Below are 18,356 nucleotides of genomic sequence, written 5' to 3'. Positions count from 1 at the left end.
TGTCGACGCCACCACGGGTAACCGGGTGGCGTCTTTTTGTGTGCTTGACAAAGCGTGAATAAAAGGGCGCGAATAGACAGACCGTGCGGTACATTCTTCACACATCTGCGAAAACACGACACGTGAAGATAAAGGAAAGACCGCGGTGGATATTAGAACCTCCATTAACACTCGGCCGATGAGCCCGTACCAGTGGCTGATCATTGCCGTCATTACCTATTTGAACGCCCTTGACGGCTATGACCTCGTCGCAACCGCATTTGCGGCGCCGCACCTGGCGGAGGAGTTCGCGATCGGCTCGTCCCTGCTGGGTTGGGTGCTGTCGGCGGCGCTGCTCGGCGTTGGTGTCGGCGCGGCGGTCTTTGGGCCTGCGGGGGATCGATGGGGGCGTCGAAACGTGATTCTTGTGGCGCTGCTGATTGACACCGTGGGCTTGCTCCTGTCGGGCTTCGCGGGGAGTACCGCGGCGTTTATCGCGTGGCGCTTCGTCACTGGTGTGGGCGTGGGCGGCGTGCTCGCGTGCGTGACGGTGCTGGTCAGTGAGTATTCTAACGACCGGTTCCGTGGGCTGGCGATGGCGGTCTACGCGTCGGGGTACGGCGTTGGAGCGACGCTGTGCGGCGTGCTGGCGTCCAAGGTTGTGGAGAGCCACGGCTGGCACTGGATCTTCTTCGTGGGCGCGGCTCTGTCTGCCGTGGCGCTGGTGCTTGCAACGGCGTTGCTGCCGGAGTCGGTGGACGTGCTCGCAAGCCGTGGTGACGCTGCGCGCGTTGAGCGTATCGCACGCCGTATTGGACACGGGGGAGCAGTGGTTCCGGCCCAGACGAGCGCCCCGGCTTCCGCCTCGGGCGCCCTGCGCGCAATCGTCTCCCCAGTATGGCTGTCGACGACTGTACGGATCTGGATTGCATTCTCGCTGATCAGCTTTGGTTTTGCCTTTGCTAATTCCTGGACGCCCAAGTTGCTCAATGAACTGGGACTGTCCGCGCAGCAGGGTATTTTCGGCGGCATCATGATCGCGTTCGGCGGCACGATCGGCTCGCTGATCTTCGGAGTGATTACCACGCGTGTTGACGCCCGCGTGCTGCTCATCGCCTTCGCCATCGGTGGCGCGGGCGCGTTGGTGGCCTTCATCTTCTCCGCGGGCGCGTCGTTGGTGGCGTTCCCGCTGGGCGTACTGGTTGGTATGTTGCTGAACGCGTGTGTTACCGGCATGTACACCGTGACCCCGGCGTCCTACCCGACGCACTTGCGGGCGACCGGCGTTGGAGTGGCGTTGGCTGTGGGACGAGTTGGTTCGGTCTGCGGACCACTGCTCATCGGCTACCTCGCCGAGGCCGGGCTGGGGCCACGTGGACTCTACATCGTTGCAGCAGGCGTGTTCGTGCTGAGTGCGGTCGCCCTGGTAGGGCTGCGAGCGCCGGCCGCGAAGCCGGTCGTCGTCAAGAAGCCAGCGGAGGTGCTGCAGGCTTAAGGGCAGTACGGGACCGCGTCGCGCACCGCGGCCGGTGCGGAGGTGAAGTCCTTACGGTCCCAGCAGGCGTTGCCTTCGTGCTCGCCGACGGGGTCAACGGATGCCCAAGAGTTGCCGTTGGAAGCCCAGAAGTACTCCTGGCCGTTCGGCATCACGGTGCGGGCCCAGTCGCCGTCGCAGAAGGTGCTGTATTCGTCGCTCGCGGACTGCTGGCCCTGCTTCGGCCACGCGCACGCCGCGCCGTTTTGAGGCGCAGGCTCTGCAGGCTGTACCGGCGCGGGCTCGTCGCTGTCATCATCGCTAGAGGAAGCAGAAGAGCTCGACTTCTTCGAAGAACTCGAGGAGCTAGACGAGCTTGAGCTCTTCTTCGAGGTGCTCGTTGAGGTCTTTGTCGAGGTGGACGTCTCGGTCTCGGTCGCGTCCTCGTCATCATCGTCGGGCGCCGGGCTTGTCGACGTCTCCTTCGCCGGGAACGAGATCTCAGGCTCCGCCAAACGATCCTCCGGCGACGAGTTACACCCGGCCAACAGCGTCGTGCACGTCAAGAGTGCGGCAAGCACAAGTTTGGGCCGGGTGTTCATCACTAGGGGATCCTTTCTGACAGACTTCTGCGTCTAGCGTAGCCGACAAATCTTAGCCCAAAAACTTCAGCAGCGCTTCATTGAACGGAGCAGGGTTCTCGATGGGCACCTGGTGCGAGCCCGGCTCAATGACCACAGACTCCACGGGGCCTGCGACGCCGTCGGCGATTTCGGCCAGTTTGTCCGGGCCGGTACCGGCGTCGCCGGTGGCCGCGATGGTCAGCACTGGGCAGGTGATCTGATCCAGGTGGGAAGCGAAGTCCCACTTTGCCAAGGCATCGCCGTTTTGGGCGTAACCCTCGGGGTCGATGGCGCTGACCATGTCGTGGATGCGCTCGACTTCCCCTGGGTGGGCGTCGATAAATGCTGGGGTGAACCAGTTAGGAATGAGCATGTCGGCGATGGGGCCCATGCCTTCCTCCCGTGCGATGCGCGTGCGCTCGTCCCACTGCGCATTGCCACCGAGGTAAGTCGCGGTGCAAGCGAAGACTGCCTTCTCCACGCGCCCGCTGTACGCCGCAAGATACTGCGCAATGGCGCCGCCGAGGGAGAGGCCGACAACGCTGAAGCGGTCGACCCCCTCGCGGTTGAGTGCGCTCAAGATATCCTGCGCAAGCAGCTTCACGGTTGCGGAGCTGGGAGCCACCTGGGCGACGTCGGAGCCGCCGTGCCCGCGATGATCGACCGCGATGACACGGTGGTGCTTCGCCAGTTCAGGAATCTGCTTCGACCAGGATTCGTGCGTCGTCGCGATGGAGGAGAGGAGCACCACGGTGCTGGTGTTGTCTTTATTGCCGTATTCCACAGTATGTATATGCGTCATGCGCTCCATTGTGCCCTTGATCGCCACGATGCGCGACAACGTGCGAGAGTGTGTGAGTTTGACGTACCCGCTAAGCTCTAAGGTCAACCCTTAGGCGAGACGAAGAAGCTGGAGTCCAACGCATCTATGGCAACATCCCAAAACACCTCAAACCTGTTGAAGTGCTCCTTTTGCGGCAAGACGCAGAAGCAGGTTCGCAAGCTTATTGCCGGTGGCGGAGTCTACATCTGTGATGAGTGCATCGAGCTGTGCAACGAAATCATCGAGGAAGAACTCGGCGGGGCGCAGGCTGAGCAGGATGAGGCTGCGGATCGGCTGCCGAAGCCAAGTGAGATCACCAAGTTTTTGGACCAGTACGTCATCGGGCAGGACTCGGCGAAGCGCACGCTCGCGGTGGCGGTGTACAACCACTACAAACGCATCCGAGCGGAGTCGGAGAATGTAACGAACCGCAAGCGTGATGAGGAAGTGGAAATCGCGAAGTCGAATATTTTGCTGCTGGGGCCGACGGGCTCCGGCAAGACGTACCTCGCGCAGTCGCTTGCCAGGATGCTCAACGTGCCATTCGCAATTGCCGACGCCACCAGTCTCACCGAGGCGGGGTACGTCGGAGAGGACGTCGAAAACATCTTGCTGAAGTTACTGCAGGCCGCGGACTTCGACGTTAACCGGGCGCAGCACGGCATCATCTACGTCGACGAGGTAGACAAGATCTCCCGCAAGTCCGAGAACCCCTCGATTACCCGCGACGTGTCCGGCGAAGGCGTGCAGCAGGCACTGCTGAAAATCCTGGAGGGCACCGTCGCGTCCGTGCCGCCGCAGGGCGGGCGCAAGCACCCGAACCAGGAGTTCATCCAGATTGATACGACGAACATCCTGTTCATCGTCGCCGGTGCGTTCGCGGGCTTGGACAAGGTGATTGCGGAGCGCGTGGGCAAGAAGGGCATCGGATTCGGTGCGGAGATCGACTCGAAGCAGGAGCGCGACGAAGCCAACATGCTGGCGCAGGTGCAGCCGGGTGACCTGGTGAAGTTCGGCCTCATCCCTGAGTTCATTGGGCGCCTGCCGATCATCGCGAACGTGGAGAACCTCGACCGCGACGCCATGGTGCGCGTACTCACCGAGCCGAAGAACTCACTGGTGAAGCAGTACAGCCGCCTCTTTTCGATGGACGGCGCCCAGCTCACGCTCACCGAGGACGCCCTCGAGGAGATTGCCGACCGCGCTGCCGAGCGCAACACCGGCGCCCGTGGTCTGCGCGCCATCATGGAGGAAGTGCTCGTGCCCATCATGTACGACCTGCCCGACCGCGAGAACGTCAGCGAAGTCGTCATCAACGGCGACGTGGTGCGGGGCGCTGCAGAGCCGCAGTTCGTGGAAGCTGAAGGGCAGCGCTCGGCCTAAGGCTGCCGAGTCGCAGTTAGTAGATGTCGTAGAGGTCGTCGCTGGTGCCGGTGCCTTCGCTGTCCGGCAGGGGAGTGGCCTCGAGGTAGCTTTCGTAGCCCGAGGGCGCGATGTTGGATGTCAAAAACGCCAGCACGGTATCAATAACCATGCGCCGCATCCCTTCGACGTTTCGCGGCTCGTCGAGGTCGAGGTGGCTCGTAATTATCGACGCCGCGTTGCCCGATACCCGCAGCGTGCTCAGCGCCGTGAGCAGCGCGAGTACGTCATCGGCGGAGATCCCCGGCCGAAAGGCACCGGCGTCCTGGCCCACGAGCAGGAGGCGCTCGACGTGCAGCGTGATCTCGCTGCGGCCGTGCACAATGTCCGTCGAGGCGTCCTCGAGGACCGGCTCGAGCCGCTCACGAATGAGCAGCTGAACTGCCTCAGGGTTGTCCTGGAAGGAGTGGAACATGCTGTCTACGAAGCGGCGCATGCCATCAACTGGGACTGCGTAGGAGCGCTGCAGGATCTCTTCGGGTGGAGCCAGGCGGTCGAGCGCGCGCCTGATCGTTTTTGCGTAGAGGCCCTTTTTGTCGCTGAAGTGGTAATGGATCATCCTCTTCGACATGCCGGTTTCCTTCGCGATGGCACCCAGCTTTGTTTGGGAGAAGCCACCGCGGGCGAACATGTCGAGGGCGATGTCAACAACACTATCGATTTCTGCGTTGATATCTGGTTCAGGTGCTTTGATACTCGCCGAGGTGGGGTCGGTGGGGAAATCCATCGTTGTATCCGCTCCTGAATTACTACGCATGCGTGAATGTTGGCTCATTGGTGACATCTACTTTTCTCTATGATGCCCCCATTTGAGAATTTGCACCGTGCAAAACGGGAATTTGTCTGCCTTACTATGCCTTTTAGGCCTAAAGGGGGGAGGGTATGCACGATTTCGGGGGTAGTGTGTCGGTTGAGCTACCTATACTTTGAATGTCAGATACCGCACACTATTGACCCGAGGTTTTTCTATGACACACCATTCTTCCACTCCCGTTAAAGTCGTTGTCACCGGCGCAGCAGGCAACATCGCGTACTCCCTGCTGTGGCGTATTGCCTCCGGCGACGTCTTCGGTGCGGATCAGCCGGTCGAGCTGACGCTGCTCGAGATCCCGGCAGCTGTCCGCGCGGCGGAGGGTACCGCGATGGAGCTGCACGACTCTGCCTTCCCACTGGTGACTGGTATCAACGTTTCCGATGACCAGTTCAAGGCATTCGAGGGCGCAAACGCCGCGTTCCTGGTTGGCGCGAAGCCACGCGGTAAGGGCGAGTCCCGCGCGGACATGCTCACCGCGAACGGCAAGATCTTCGTCGAGCAGGGCAAGGCCATCAACGCTGGCGCTGCGGACGATATCCGGGTGCTCGTCGTGGGTAACCCTGCGAATACGAACGCGCGTATCGCTGCGAAGGCCGCGGCGGATGTCCCTGCCGAGCGCTTCAATGCCTTGATGCGACTGGACCAGAATCGCGCACTGTCCATGCTGGGCCAGAAGCTGGAGGTGCCGTCGTCGACAATTGAAAAGATGGTGGTGTGGGGCAACCACTCGGATACTCAGTTCCCGGATGTGACCTTCGCTGAGGTCGGCGGCGAGAAGATTGCCGACAAGCTGGACCGCGATTGGTACGTCGACGAGTTCATCCCGCGCGTTGCCAAGCGCGGTGGCGAAATCATCGAGGTTCGTGGTAAGTCCTCGGCGGCGTCCGCTGCTTCCGCGGCGGTTGACCACATGCGTGACTGGGTCAATGGCACCGACGGCAAGTGGACGACGGCAGCGCTGCCTTCCACCGGCCAGTACGGCGTCGAGGAGGGGCTGCTCTTCGGTTTCCCGGTGATTGGCCGTGATGGCAAGTGGGAGGTCGTCGAGGGGCTGGAGATCAGCGACTTCCAGCGCGAGCGCATCGACAAGAACGTCGAAGCGATGCGCGGCGAGTGGGAGATTGCGTCCAAGCTTTTCTAACCGGTCGCGCCTACCGGAGGTTGATGGCTAAGATAGTCAACCGTGACTGACGCGACTGAACATTTGGTAGGCAAGAACCGAGCCGATGCGCTCCCGAAGTCTTGGGAGCCCGGCGAACACGAGCAGGCTTTGTACGAGGGCTGGGTGGAGAAGGGATACTTCACCGCCGACGCTTCCTCGGACAAGCCTGCTTATTCTGTGGTGCTGCCCCCGCCGAATGTGACGGGCCAGCTGCACATGGGCCACGCCCTGGACCACACGCTCATTGATGTTATGGTGCGCCGCAAGCGCATGCAGGGCTACGAGGTGTTGTGGTTGCCGGGTATGGACCACGCGGGCATCGCTACGCAGACGAAGGTCGAGGCGAAGCTGAAGGCCGAGGAGGGCAAGGACCGCTACGACTATGGCCGCGAAGAGTTCGTGGACAAGGTATGGGAGTGGAAGCACCAGTACGGCGGCACCATCACCACGCAGATGCGGGCTATCGGTGACTCCGTGGATTGGTCGCGCGAGCGCTTCACGCTTGACGACGGCCTCTCGCGCGCAGTGCAGACGATCTTTAAGCAGCTGTACGACGCCGGAATGATCTACCGCGACTACCGCCTGGTGAACTGGTCGCCGGTGCTGGAGACCGCGGTGTCCGACATTGAGGTCGTTTATAAGGACGTTGAGGGCGAGTTCGTCTCCATCCGTTACGGCTCGCTCAACGACGACGAGCCGCACCTGGTCGTTGCCACGACCCGTGTTGAGACCATGCTTGGCGACGTCGCCATTGCCGTCCACCCGGACGACGAGCGCTACACGGACCTGGTTGGCCAGGAGTTTGACCACCCGTTCCGCGATGACTTGAAGATTCAGGTGATTGCCGACGATTACGTCGATATGGAACTGGGCACCGGCGCGGTGAAGATCACGCCTGCGCACGACCCGAACGACTACGAGATGGGCCTGCGCCACAACCTGGACATGCCGATCATCATGGACGAGACCGGCCACATCGCCGATACCGGCACCAAGTTTGACGGTATGAGCCGCGAAGAGGCGCGCGTGGCGGTGCGCGAGGCGCTGGCGGAGCAGGGGCGCATCGTCAAGGAGGTGCGCCCGTACGTGCACTCGGTGGGCCACTCGGAGCGCTCCGGTGAACCGATTGAGCCACGCCTGAGCCTGCAGTGGTTCGTCAAGGTTGAAGAGCTGGCGAAGATGTCCGGCGATGCGATCCGCAACGGCGATACGAAGATTCACCCGGCGTCGATGGAGAAGCGCTACTTCGACTGGGTGGACAACATGCATGACTGGACGATTTCGCGCCAGCTGTGGTGGGGCCACCGCATCCCGATCTGGTACGGCCCGAACGACGAAGTGGTCTGCGTCGGCCCTGACGAGGAGCCGCCGGCTGGCTACACCCAGGACCCGGACGTGTTGGATACCTGGTTCTCCTCTGCGCTGTGGCCGTTCTCGACGCTCGGCTGGCCAGAGAAGACCCCGGACCTGGAGAAGTTCTACCCGACGTCCGTGCTGGTCACCGCGTATGACATTTTGTTCTTCTGGGTTGCCCGCATGATGATGTTCGGCACCTTTGCTGGAAAGAACACCCCGGAGATCCTCGGCGAGGGGGTTGACGGCCGCCCGATCATCCCGTTCACGGACCTGTACCTGCACGGCCTGGTGCGCGACGAGAAGGGGCGCAAGATGTCGAAGTCCCTGGGCAACGGCATCGACCCGATGGATTGGGTCGAGCGCTACGGCGCTGACGCGCTGCGCTTCGCCCTTGCGCGCGGCGCGAACCCGGGCGTGGACTTGCCGATCGGTGAGGACAACGCCACGTCCGCGCGTAACTTCGCCACCAAGCTGTACAACGCGACCCGCTTCGCTCTGATGAACGGCGCAGCGGTTGGTCCGCTGCCGGCCCGCGAGGAGCTGACGGACGCCGACCGCTGGATCCTGGACCGCGCGGAAGAAGTCCGCGCGAAGGTCGACGCCTACTTGGACGACTACCAGTTCGCGAAGGCGAACGAGGATCTCTACCACTTCGCGTGGGATGAGTTGTGTGACTGGTACCTGGAGATTGCAAAGACCCAGATCCCGCGCGAGGGCGAGACTGCGCAGGGCCGTAACACGCAGATCGTGCTCGGCCGCGTGCTCGACGTGGTGCTGCGCCTGCTGCACCCGACGATGCCGTTCATCACCGAGGTCCTGTGGACCGCGTTGACGCAGCAGCCTTCGGTGACGCAGGCGCCTTGGCCGACTGCGGAGGACACCAATGGTGGCGTCGAAACGGATGATGTGGCGCGCCGCAGGATCCAGGATGCGATCAAGCTGATTACCGAGCTGCGTCGTTTCCGCGCTGACCAGGGTGTGAAGCCGAACCAGAAGGTGCCGGCGAAGCTTGACTTTGCCAAGGCGGACCTGGCTGGGCTGGAAAACGTTATCCGCGATATCGCGCGGGTGGAGACGCCTGCTGAGGGCTTTGCGGCGTCGGCAAGCATTGAGATGCGCCTGAGCCAGGCGACGCTCGACGTGGCGCTGGACACCTCCGGCACCGTCGACGTTGCGGCCGAGCGCAAGCGCCTGGAGAAGGAACTCGCGGCGGCGGAGAAGGAGCTCGATACCACTGGCCGTCAGCTCGGCAACGAGCAGTTCCTGGCGAACGCGCCGGAGCAGGTCGTTGAGAAGATCAAGGTGCGCCAGCAGGTTGCGAAGGAAGAGTTCGCACGTGTGACGGCGCGCCTGGCGCAGCTGCCGGAGGCGTAGATGGCCGACAATGCTGACCTGCCGGAGCTTCCGGAGCTACCCGAGCAGTTCGATATCTCTGTCGAGGAGTCCGGGCTGCGCCTGAACCTGGGCGCGCCGCAGGCGGAGGAGACGGAAGACGTCGTCGCGCGCGAGGTCACGCCTGAGGACCTCGCGGCATTGCGTGAGGTCCAGCAGCAGCTCGAGGAACGCTGGGGCGAAACGCAAATTGACCCGACGCTGGAGCGCGTCGAGTACGTCATGGATCTGCTGGGCTCCCCGCAGCGTTCATTCAAAGCGATTCACGTCGCGGGGACGAACGGGAAGACGTCGACAACCCGGATGATCGAGTCGCTGCTGCGCAGCCTCGGGCACCGGGTGGGGCGCACGACGAGCCCGCATCTGCAGTTGATCACCGAGCGCATCGGGATCGACGGCCAACCAATCCACCCCGCGGACTTTGTGCGCATCTACGAGGAGATCCAGCCGTACCTCGCGATGGCTGACGACCACTTCGGCCAGCCGCTGAGCTTCTTTGAAGCCATGGTGTGCATCGCCTACGCCGCGTTTGCCGACGCTCCGGTGGACATCGCCGTGGTAGAAGTCGGCATGGGTGGCCGCTGGGACGCAACCAACGTGATCGATGCGGACGTCAACGTGATCATGCCGATCGGCATCGACCACACGCAGTACCTCGGCGACACGATCGAGCAGATCGCGGGCGAGAAGGCCGGCATCATCACGAATCCGGACTCCGTCACGGTCATCGCCGACCAGCAGCCGGAGGCCATGCGCGTAGTGCTGGAGCAGACCGTCCAGGTCGGTAGCGCCGTCGCGCGCCTCGGCTCCGAGTTCGGCGTTGAGGAAGCCGGAGTGGCCGTCGGAGGCCAGCAGCTACGGCTGCGCGGGCTCGCCGGCAGCTACGACGACATCTTCCTGCCGCTGTCCGGCCCACACCAGGCCCGCAACGCGGCCGTCGCGCTCGCGGCGGTCGAAGCATTCCACGGCGCACACGCCGAGCACCCGCTCAACATTGAGGCAGTGCGGGAAGGCTTTGCGGCGGTCCGCTCTCCGGGCAGGCTCGAGCGAGTGCGCGCTACACCCACCACGTTTATCGACGCCACCCACAACCCACACGGCGCAACCGCCCTTGCGGAGGCACTGCAGCACGACTTCGACTTCACCCGACTCATCGGCGTGCTGGGCATCCTCGGTGACAAGGACGCCGCTGGCATTTTCCAGGCGCTTGAGCCGGCGCTCACGGAAGTCGTGATTACGCAGAACTCCTCGCCACGCGCGATGGAGGCCGAAGACCTTGCCGAGATCGCCCGCTCTATCTTCGGCGATGAGCGCGTGCACGTGCAGCCGCACCTGCCGTCCGCCTACGAGCTGGCTGTTGAGCTTGCCGAAGACGCCCTTGCGGAAGTCGGCGTGCAGTCCGGCTCCGGTGTGATCATCACCGGCTCTGTCGTGACCGCGGGGGAGGCCCGCACCATGTTTGGAAAGGACCCAGAGTGAGCAGAGAAAAACGCCAACCGCCGATTAGCCCGCTCGGGCTCGGGCACGAGCCGGTCAAGGACCCAATCGCAGGACTGCGCGGGGTGCTCTCCGGCACGCTGATCATGGAATCGATCACCGTGCTGCTCATCCTGCTCGTGATTCTTAAAGTCGACGGTGGCGCCTACTGGACCACGTTCAACTGGGTGTACATCGTGGTCATCGGCGTCGCCCACGCGGTGATGGTGTTCGCACAGAAGGCGCCGGGCGCGATGTGGATTAACTTGGCCCTGCAGGTGCCGCTCATCTTTGGGTTCTTCGTGCACTGGTCGGTCACGGTGGTTGGCCTGATGTTCGGCCTGGTGTGGTTCTTCATCGTGAAGCTGCGCTCCGACATTGTGCAGCGCATGCGTGGCGGCTACCTGACCACGCAGCACTTGGACGCCGACTAGAGTTCGCGCCGCAGAATTTTCCCCGCCGCGTTGCGGGGGATGAGATCCGTGAAGGTGACTTCACGGATCTTTTTGTATCCGGCCACGCGCTCGGCAACCCACTCCATGATTTCCTCGCGGCTCAACGTAGCACCGTCGGCAACGACGATGCAGGCGCGCGGGACCTCGCAGTCGATCCCGTGGGTGCGCACGATATGGCGGACGACGGCGACGTCGGCAACCGCGGGGTGGGTGCGCAGCAACGCTTCGAGCTCAGCGGGGGCGACGTGGAAGCCCTTGTACTTAATCACTTCTTTCGCCCGGTCGACGATGTAGACGGTGCCGTCCTCAGCCAGCGTGACGATATCCCCGGTGTGCAGCCACCCACCAGTGATCGTTGCCTGGGTTGCCTCAGGGTCGTTGCGGTAGCCCCGCATCACCTGCGGGCCCCGGATGAGCATCTCACCGGGTTTGCCGGGGGCGACGTCGTGGCCGTCGCGAAGGTCGATGATGCGGAACTGCGTGTTCGGCACCGCGAACCCAATCGAGCCCGGCTTCGACCTCCCGGCAATGCCCACGTGGGTCACCGGGGACGTCTCCGTGGTGCCGTAGCCCTGCAGGATCACCGTGCCGAGCCGCTGCTCAACGCTGTCCGCCAACGCAGCATCCAGCGGGGCGGCACCGCACACCATGAACCGGGAGTCCGCGAACGCCTCCGCGGTCGCCTCCGGGTGTCGTGAGAGCGCAAGCGCGATCGGCGGGGCAATAAAGCTCAGCTCAATACGGTGGCTCCGCTGCGCCTCAATAAACGCTCCCAGGTCGAAGCTTGCCATCGTGTGAATATGGTGGCGCGCGTAGAGCGACGACAGCAGCAGCGTGTTCAGCCCGTAGATGTGGGCGAACGGCAGCGGCGCCAGTGTCGGGGTGCCCGCGCCGATACCGCTTGCGCGCAGCGCGGCCGAAAACTGCAGCATGTTCGCGCACAGGTTGCGGTGGGTCAGCTCGACAGCCTTCGGCAGGCCGGTGGTACCGGAGGAAAACGCAACCGCGGCGATATCTTCCGGCCCGGCTGGGGAGGCGCTGTGCTCGGCAGGTTCGGTGGGGGCGATGGGGGCGTCGAGAAGAACTTTGGCCTTGGCGAGCGCGCAGAGGTGGTCACGTTCGGCCGCGGTGAGACTCGTCCCCAACAAGCTTGCCGACGCCCCCACCTGCACCAACGCGAGGAAAGTGACGGCGAAGTCGATGCCGTTGGGCAGCTGCACTGCGACGCAATCCCCGGGACCGATGCCGCGGCGGCGCAACGTGGCGGCGAGCGCCAGCACCTCCTGGTGAAGCTGCGCATAGGTCACGCTTCGCCCCGTCTCGACCTCCGTGAGCGCCGGCGCCGACGCATGCTCGCCGAGGTTGCCGAAGAGCAGATCGGTGATGGAGCGCGCTCGCGTGCCGACGTCCGGAATTGGCGGCAGGGGACTCTCATATGTCATGGAGCAAACTTTAATCACCCCCACATCAAGATGTTCGCACCCGGTGGTTGTTGTTTAGTAGGGTATGGAGACATGACTGAACGTACACTGATTTTGATTAAGCCAGACGGCGTTGCAAACGGCCACGTCGGAGAGATCATCTCCCGCATTGAGCGTAAGGGCCTCAAGCTGGTCGAGATGGACCTGCGCACCGCAGACCGCGAGACCGCTGAGAAGCACTACGCAGAGCACAAGGACAAGCCGTTCTTCGGTGAACTCGTTGACTTCATCACCTCTGCTCCGCTGGTAGCGGGCATCGTCGAGGGTGAGCGCGCTATCGAGGCGTGGCGCCAGCTCGCCGGCGGCACCGACCCAGTCGCCAAGGCAACCCCTGGCACCATCCGCGGCGACTTCGCCCTCACCGTCGGTGAGAACGTCGTCCACGGCTCCGACTCCCCAGAGTCCGCCGAGCGCGAGATCGCAATCTGGTTCCCGAACAAGTAAGAACCACGCTTCAGCCGCCCATCCTGCTGTGTATGGCAGGGTGGGCGGTTTTGTTGTGTAGGCGGCGACGTTGAAATAGGCGCAGTCGGCGTCGTGTGTCACAATGGAGGCAAGCTTTTTACAACTTTCTGTAGGAACGTGTGTCAGCCGTGTGGCAGCGGCAACGGCTTCGCGCCCGGTTGACGCAGCTTGCAGATGCAAAAATATAGGAGCACGTACGTGGCGAAAAAATCTCATACCGAAATTCAGGACTTTGATCGATCAACCCTGAAAGACAAAATGCGGGTGTTCCAGCTCGCGAAGGCGTTGGGGGTGGCATCGAAGGACGTTGTCGTCGCGCTGACTGAGTTGGGAATTACAAAGGTTGCGCAGTCCTCGGTTACTCGGGAGGAAGCCGAGAAGGTCATCGATGCGCTGCAGCAGCCCGCGGATGAAGCTGAGGCGAAGAAGTCGAAAGACAGTAGCGACGAAAAGATCCGCGAGCGGGTGCGCAAGGACGTAGAAAACGAAATCCACCAGATCGAGGAGAAGGTGGATGCCACCTTCGAGGTCGCCGACGAGCCAGAGCAGGAACCAACACCAGAGCCTGAACCAGAGCCGGAGCCCGAACAAGAGCCGGAGCCCGAACCTGAAGAGGAAGCAACGGTCGAATACGCGCCGATCTTCAAGGCGCCGACGCGTCCAAAGCGCCGCCGAGCAGTGCGCACCTCCGAACCGAAGGAAGCGGATGAGGATGCCGCACCGAAGGGTGAAGTTGAGGAGCCCAAAGAGGAAGAACCTAAGGTCGAGGTTATTGACGAGCCGAAGGGGATCAGCGGTTCCGCCCGTCTGGAGGCGCAGCGTCGTCGGCGGAGTGAGCGTCGAGAAGCGGAGCGCCAGCGCTCCCGTATTGTTTCTGAGGCGGAATTCCTTGCGCGGCGCGAGTCGGTGCACCGCACGATGGTGGTGCGCGAGCGCGACCGCAACGACGGCCCAGGCCGCATCACGCAGGTAGCGGTCCTGGAAGACGGGCTGCTTGCGGAGCACTTTGTGTCCACGGACGATAACGCGTCGATCATCGGCAATATTTACATGGGCCGTGTCCAGAACGTGCTGCCGGGCATGGAGGCGGCGTTCATCGACATCGGAACCGGGCGCAACGCGGTGCTTTACGCCAGCGAGGTTGACTGGAAGGCTGCGAAGCTTGGCGGAAAGAAGCGCAGGATTGAGCACGCGCTGAAGTCCGGCGACCAGGTGATGGTGCAGGTCTCGAAGGATATTAACGGGCACAAGGGTGCTCGCCTGACAACGCACATTTCGCTGGCCGGACGTTTCCTCGTGTACGTGCCGGGTGGCCGTAACGCTGGGATCTCCCGCAAGCTGCCCGTCACCGAACGCAAGCGCCTCAAGGGCATCCTCAACGAGGTTGTGCCTGGCAAGGGTGGGGCGATTATTCGTACGGCTGCCGAGGGCATGTCGAAGGAAGCGATTGCTGAGGACGTCCAGCGCCTGCACAAACAGTGGGAAATGGTGCAGGAAAAGGCAGAAGCCGCGAAGAACGGGAAGGGCTCGCGCCCGGTGCTGCTCTACGAAGAGCCGCGCCTGATCGTCCGCGTCGTCCGCGACGTCTTCAACGAGGACTTCTCTGAGTTGATCATCGACGGCAAGAAGTCCTACAACATTGCGCACGCTTACCTGCAGTCCGTCGCGCCTGACCTGTTGGACCGCGTGACCAAGTTTGACCGCTCCGAACACGACGGTGCCGACGCCTTTGCGGAGCACCGCATCGACGAGCAGGTCCAGAAGGCGCTTGCCCGCGTGGTGTGGCTGCCGTCGGGCGGCACGCTCGTTATTGAGCGCACCGAGGCCATGACGGTGATTGACGTCAACACCGGCAAATTCACTGGCTCCGGCGGCAACCTCGAGGAGACGGTCACCGCGAACAATTTGGAGGCCGCGGAGGAAGTCGTCCGCCAGCTGCGCCTGCGCGACATCGGCGGCATGGTGGTCATCGACTTCATTGACATGATCCTGGATGAAAACAAGGAGCTGGTGCTGCGTCGCCTGAAGGAAACGCTGGGCCGTGATCGCTCCCGCCACCAGGTCTCCGAGGTCACCTCGCTCGGCCTGGTGCAGCTGACCCGCAAGAAGCTCGGCGATGGTCTGCTTGAGACCTACTCCAAGCCGTGCGAGTGCTGTGGTGGCCGCGGTGTGATCATCACCGAGGAGCCTGTAGAGCACGCGACGTACAACCCGGAGGAAGATGACCTGCAGCACCGCGGTGGCCGCGGCAAGCGTCGCGGGAAGTCGAACGGCGAGCGTTCCAACAAGAAGGCGGAGGAGAAGCGCCGCAGCAAGCTGGACGAAAAGGCGATCGACGAGCTGGTCGGCTCGGTTGTGTCCGAAGAGAGTGAAGCACATGAGGGCAACGACGAGCCGAAGCCGCCTACAGTAGGTGAATCCTCCAAGCGCGAGTCTGGTTCGCGCCGCCGTGGACGTCGAGGCACGAGCCGCGGGCGTGGGCGCGCGCAGGAACAGGACAAGCCACAGGACAAGCCACAGGACAAGCCGCAGGAGCACGCTCAGGAGAAGGGCAAGCCTGAGCAGACGTACGAGGAGGCCGTCGACGCCTTCGAGCGCTCCCCGCGCCGGAAGCGAGCGACCCGCGGTAACTCCCGTTCGGACCACAAGCCAAAGCGTGAAGACTTTGAACGCCAGGAGCACGTTAAGGAACCTGCGAAGGAAGCTCCACCCGAGGAAGCGCAAGAGCAGCCGAAGGTGAAGGTGACGGAGTCTCCTCGCCGGCGCGGGCGTCGGCGCGCAGTGCGCAAGACGTCCCAGCCGCAGCAGCAGGAGCAACCGAAGGCGAAGGAAACGAAGCAGAAGGCAACCAAGCCTGCGACGAAGAAACAGGAGTCGAAGGCGAGTGCGCGGCGCAGGCGGCGACGCGCGACACGCCGAACCTCTTCCAAATAGAGGGACAGAGGGGTGCGGTTTGATAATCGCACCCGCTTCTGTGTAGTATTTGACAGTCGCTGTTTTGGGCTGTGAAGCCGCGCCGTTTACGCATGCAGGCACGGTGGAACACGAAAGGCCACAAAGCGCTAGAGAACTGTACCAACTGTCTTCTATGCATGCGGGGAGACACAACGAGTTTAGATAAGGGGTAACCCTCTATGTACGCGATCGTCAAGACTGGCGGCAAGCAGTACAAGGTTGCCGAAGGCGACCTCGTCAAGGTCGAGAAGATCGAGGGTGAAGCGGGCGACAAGGTTGCCCTCACCCCGGTTCTGCTCGTCGATGGCGCGGATGTCACCGCAGGCCCTGATGCTTTGTCCAAGGTTTCTGTTGAGGCTGAGATTGTCGAGCACGGCAAAGGCAAGAAGGTCGACATTCTGAAGTACAAGAACAAGACCGGCTACAAGGTCCGCCAGGGCCACCGTCAGCCACAGACAACCATCAAGATCACTGCTATCAAGTAAGACTTGCACTAAGGAGAAATAGACAATGGCAACGAAGAAGGGTGCATCAAGCTCCTCGAACGGTCGTGACTCAGAGTCGAAGCGCCTCGGTGTGAAGCGTTTCGGTGGTCAGCAGGTAAAGGCGGGCGAGATCCTCGTTCGTCAGCGCGGCACCAAGTTCCACCCAGGCGACAACGTCGGCCGCGGTGGCGACGACACGCTGTTCGCACTGGCAGCTGGCGCAGTCCAGTTCGGCATTAAGCGCAACCGTCGCATCGTCAACATCGTCCCAGCGGACGGCGAAGGCGTTTCGGCAGAGGTGCTCGAGGCTGCAGAGGCAGCTGGCGTCGCACAGGAAACTGCGTAACCCGTAGCAATACTTGAAACACCGCACACCCCGACCGGGTGCGCGGTGTTTTTCTTTCCCACAACCCGGTACCCTCCATTACTAGAACTCTTTTGCAAGGAAGGCGGAACTAATGGCCCAATTTGTTGACCGCGCGGTGCTGCACCTCCAGGCCGGTGACGGCGGACATGGCTGTGTCTCTGTCCACCGCGAAAAATTCAAACCCCTCGGCGGCCCGGATGGTGGTAACGGCGGCCACGGCGGTGACATCGTGCTGGAGGTGTCCAACCAGGTGCACACGCTGTTGGACTTCCAGTACCGTCCGCACGTCAAAGCGAAGCGAGGCGGCAACGGCGAAGGCGACCACCGCAACGGCGCTCGAGGGGAAGACCTCATCCTCGAGGTTCCCGTGGGCACCGTGGTGCGCAGTGAGGACGGCGAGATCCTTGCCGACCTGACAGTCCCGGGCACCCGCTTCCTTGCTGCGGAGGGCGGCTTCGGTGGTTTGGGCAATGCGGCGCTGGCTACCGCGAAGCGGAAGGCTCCAGGTTTTGCGCTGAAAGGCGAGCCGGGTGAGGCCCATGATCTGATCCTCGAGCTGAAGTCCATGGCGGATGTGGGGCTGGTTGGTTTCCCATCGGCGGGGAAGTCGTCGCTGATCTCGGTGCTTTCGGCTGCGAAGCCGAAGATCGCGGATTACCCCTTTACGACGCTCGCTCCGAACCTTGGCGTGGTCAACGTCGGCGATGACACGTACACCATTGCGGATGTGCCAGGCCTCATCCCGGGGGCGAGCCAGGGCAAGGGCCTGGGTCTGGACTTCCTGCGCCACATCGAGCGCACCGCGGTGCTCGCGCACATCGTGGACGTGGCCACGATGGAGCCGGGGCGCGACCCGATTTCTGACATTGAGGCGCTCGAGCACGAGCTTGACTCCTACGCCGACCAGCTTGACCTGGACTCTGGTCTCGGTGACCTGCGTGAGCGCCCTCGCATCGTTGTGCTGAACAAGATGGACGTGCCGGAGGCCCGGGAGCTCGCCGAGTTCTTGGAGGATGACATCAAGGAAAAGTTCGGCTGGGATGTATACATGATCTCCACCGCGACCCGCGAGGGCCTTGACCCGCTGAAGTGGGCGCTGTGGAACATCGTGGAGCGTGCCAGGAAGCGACGCGTGAAAGCCGAGAAGGCAACTCCTACGGAGGTACTGCGGCCGAAGGCGGTTGTGCCAAGGCGCCGTGGGCACGCGCAGGAGGGCGGCATCGAAGTAGTTGCTGACCCGATGTGGCCGGGCGGCTGGTTGGTCACTGGCGAGAAGGCGGAGCGCTGGATTCGCCAGACCGACTTCGAAAACGACGAGGCGGTCGGCTACCTCTCGGACCGCCTGAACAAGGCCGGCGTGGAGGACCAGTTGCGCAAGATCGGCGCGAAGGAGGGCGACACCGTCACCATCGGCGAGATCTCGTTTGATTGGGAGCCATCGCGAGCGGGTGACCCAACCATGGCGGGACGTGGCCAGGACGCCCGACTCTACGACACCACGCGCGCGTCCGCATCGGAGCGCAAGCGCGCGTCTCAGGCGCGCCGCGGCCTTATCGACGAGTTCGATTTCGGCGACGGGGAGACAGCCGACCGGGAACGTTGGCAGGGTTAGCGCTACACTGAGCTG

15 protein-coding genes are annotated in these 18,356 nt (G+C 62.9%); 11 read left to right on the top strand and 4 right to left on the bottom strand.

Annotated features, from left to right (window positions below; translation table 11 throughout):
• Positions 1-145: 145 nt before the first annotated feature.
• Entirely contained in the window at positions 146-1,474 is a 1,329-nt protein-coding gene (locus QP802_RS09565; RefSeq protein WP_284818556.1) for an MFS transporter, read from the top strand.
• Here QP802_RS09565 and QP802_RS09560 read toward each other — a convergent pair.
• A complete protein-coding gene (locus QP802_RS09560) occupies positions 1,471-2,058 on the bottom strand; it encodes a hypothetical protein (RefSeq protein WP_284818554.1) in 588 nt (195 codons plus the stop codon). The genes QP802_RS09565 and QP802_RS09560 overlap by 4 nt on opposite strands.
• Positions 2,059-2,107: 49 nt before the next feature.
• On the bottom strand, positions 2,108-2,917 hold the full coding sequence (locus QP802_RS09555; RefSeq protein ID WP_284818552.1) for an alpha/beta fold hydrolase: 810 nt from the start codon (positions 2,915-2,917) through the stop codon (positions 2,108-2,110).
• 87 nt (positions 2,918-3,004) lie between these two features.
• Between QP802_RS09555 and clpX the strand changes: the two genes are divergently transcribed.
• Complete coding sequence (gene clpX / locus QP802_RS09550) at positions 3,005-4,282, top strand: ATP-dependent Clp protease ATP-binding subunit ClpX (RefSeq protein WP_070362031.1); 1,278 nt, start codon at positions 3,005-3,007, stop codon at positions 4,280-4,282.
• Positions 4,283-4,298: 16 nt separating this feature from the next.
• Here clpX and QP802_RS09545 read toward each other — a convergent pair whose 3' ends face one another.
• Positions 4,299-5,096, bottom strand: a complete 798-nt coding sequence (locus tag QP802_RS09545) for a TetR/AcrR family transcriptional regulator (RefSeq protein ID WP_284818550.1) — start codon at positions 5,094-5,096, stop codon at positions 4,299-4,301.
• A gap of 193 nt (positions 5,097-5,289) precedes the next feature.
• On the opposite strand from QP802_RS09545, the gene QP802_RS09540 reads away from it, so the two are divergent.
• Genes QP802_RS09540 through QP802_RS09525 form a run of 4 tightly spaced genes read left to right on the top strand, consistent with a single transcriptional unit; the run spans position 5,290 to position 10,955 of the window.
• Positions 5,290-6,276, top strand: coding sequence for a malate dehydrogenase (locus tag QP802_RS09540; protein ID WP_256000909.1), 987 nt, complete (start codon positions 5,290-5,292; stop codon positions 6,274-6,276).
• Between the two features lie 42 nt (positions 6,277-6,318).
• Positions 6,319-9,027: a valine--tRNA ligase gene (locus QP802_RS09535; protein WP_070975228.1), complete on the top strand. Its 2,709-nt coding sequence runs from the start codon at positions 6,319-6,321 to the stop codon at positions 9,025-9,027.
• A complete protein-coding gene (folC, locus tag QP802_RS09530; protein ID WP_284818546.1) occupies positions 9,028-10,524 on the top strand; it encodes a bifunctional tetrahydrofolate synthase/dihydrofolate synthase in 1,497 nt (498 codons plus the stop codon). It begins immediately after the preceding gene.
• On the top strand, positions 10,521-10,955 hold the full coding sequence (locus tag QP802_RS09525) for a DUF4233 domain-containing protein (RefSeq protein WP_284818544.1): 435 nt from the start codon (positions 10,521-10,523) through the stop codon (positions 10,953-10,955). The genes folC and QP802_RS09525 overlap by 4 nt, the downstream gene beginning before the upstream one ends.
• Here QP802_RS09525 and QP802_RS09520 read toward each other — a convergent pair.
• Positions 10,952-12,418, bottom strand: coding sequence for an AMP-binding protein (locus QP802_RS09520; RefSeq protein WP_284818541.1), 1,467 nt, complete (start codon positions 12,416-12,418; stop codon positions 10,952-10,954). The genes QP802_RS09525 and QP802_RS09520 overlap by 4 nt on opposite strands.
• 72 nt (positions 12,419-12,490) lie before the next feature.
• On the opposite strand from QP802_RS09520, the gene ndk reads away from it, so the two are divergent.
• The 5 genes from ndk to obgE all read left to right on the top strand — a co-directional run bounded on the left by ndk (position 12,491) and on the right by obgE (position 18,341).
• Positions 12,491-12,901 carry a nucleoside-diphosphate kinase gene (gene ndk / locus QP802_RS09515; RefSeq protein ID WP_070478404.1) on the top strand — a complete coding sequence of 137 codons (411 nt, stop codon included), beginning with the start codon at positions 12,491-12,493 and terminating at the stop codon, positions 12,899-12,901.
• A 279-nt stretch (positions 12,902-13,180) separates the two neighbouring features.
• A complete protein-coding gene (locus QP802_RS09510; protein ID WP_479684164.1) occupies positions 13,181-15,856 on the top strand; it encodes a translation initiation factor IF-2 N-terminal domain-containing protein in 2,676 nt (891 codons plus the stop codon).
• 200 nt (positions 15,857-16,056) lie between these two features.
• Positions 16,057-16,362: a 50S ribosomal protein L21 gene (rplU, locus tag QP802_RS09505; protein WP_071567665.1), complete on the top strand. Its 306-nt coding sequence runs from the start codon at positions 16,057-16,059 to the stop codon at positions 16,360-16,362.
• Between the two features lie 25 nt (positions 16,363-16,387).
• Entirely contained in the window at positions 16,388-16,708 is a 321-nt protein-coding gene (gene rpmA / locus QP802_RS09500) for a 50S ribosomal protein L27 (RefSeq protein ID WP_071567666.1), read from the top strand.
• Positions 16,709-16,820: 112 nt separating this feature from the next.
• Entirely contained in the window at positions 16,821-18,341 is a 1,521-nt protein-coding gene (obgE, locus tag QP802_RS09495; RefSeq protein ID WP_284818536.1) for a GTPase ObgE, read from the top strand.
• The last annotated feature ends 15 nt before the right edge of the window (positions 18,342-18,356 follow it).

This window comes from Corynebacterium sp. UMB10119B (assembly GCF_030228125.1).
GTDB classification, from domain to species: Bacteria; Actinomycetota; Actinomycetes; order Mycobacteriales; family Mycobacteriaceae; genus Corynebacterium; species Corynebacterium pseudogenitalium.
This window is presented reverse-complemented; position numbering and strand designations above follow the sequence as displayed.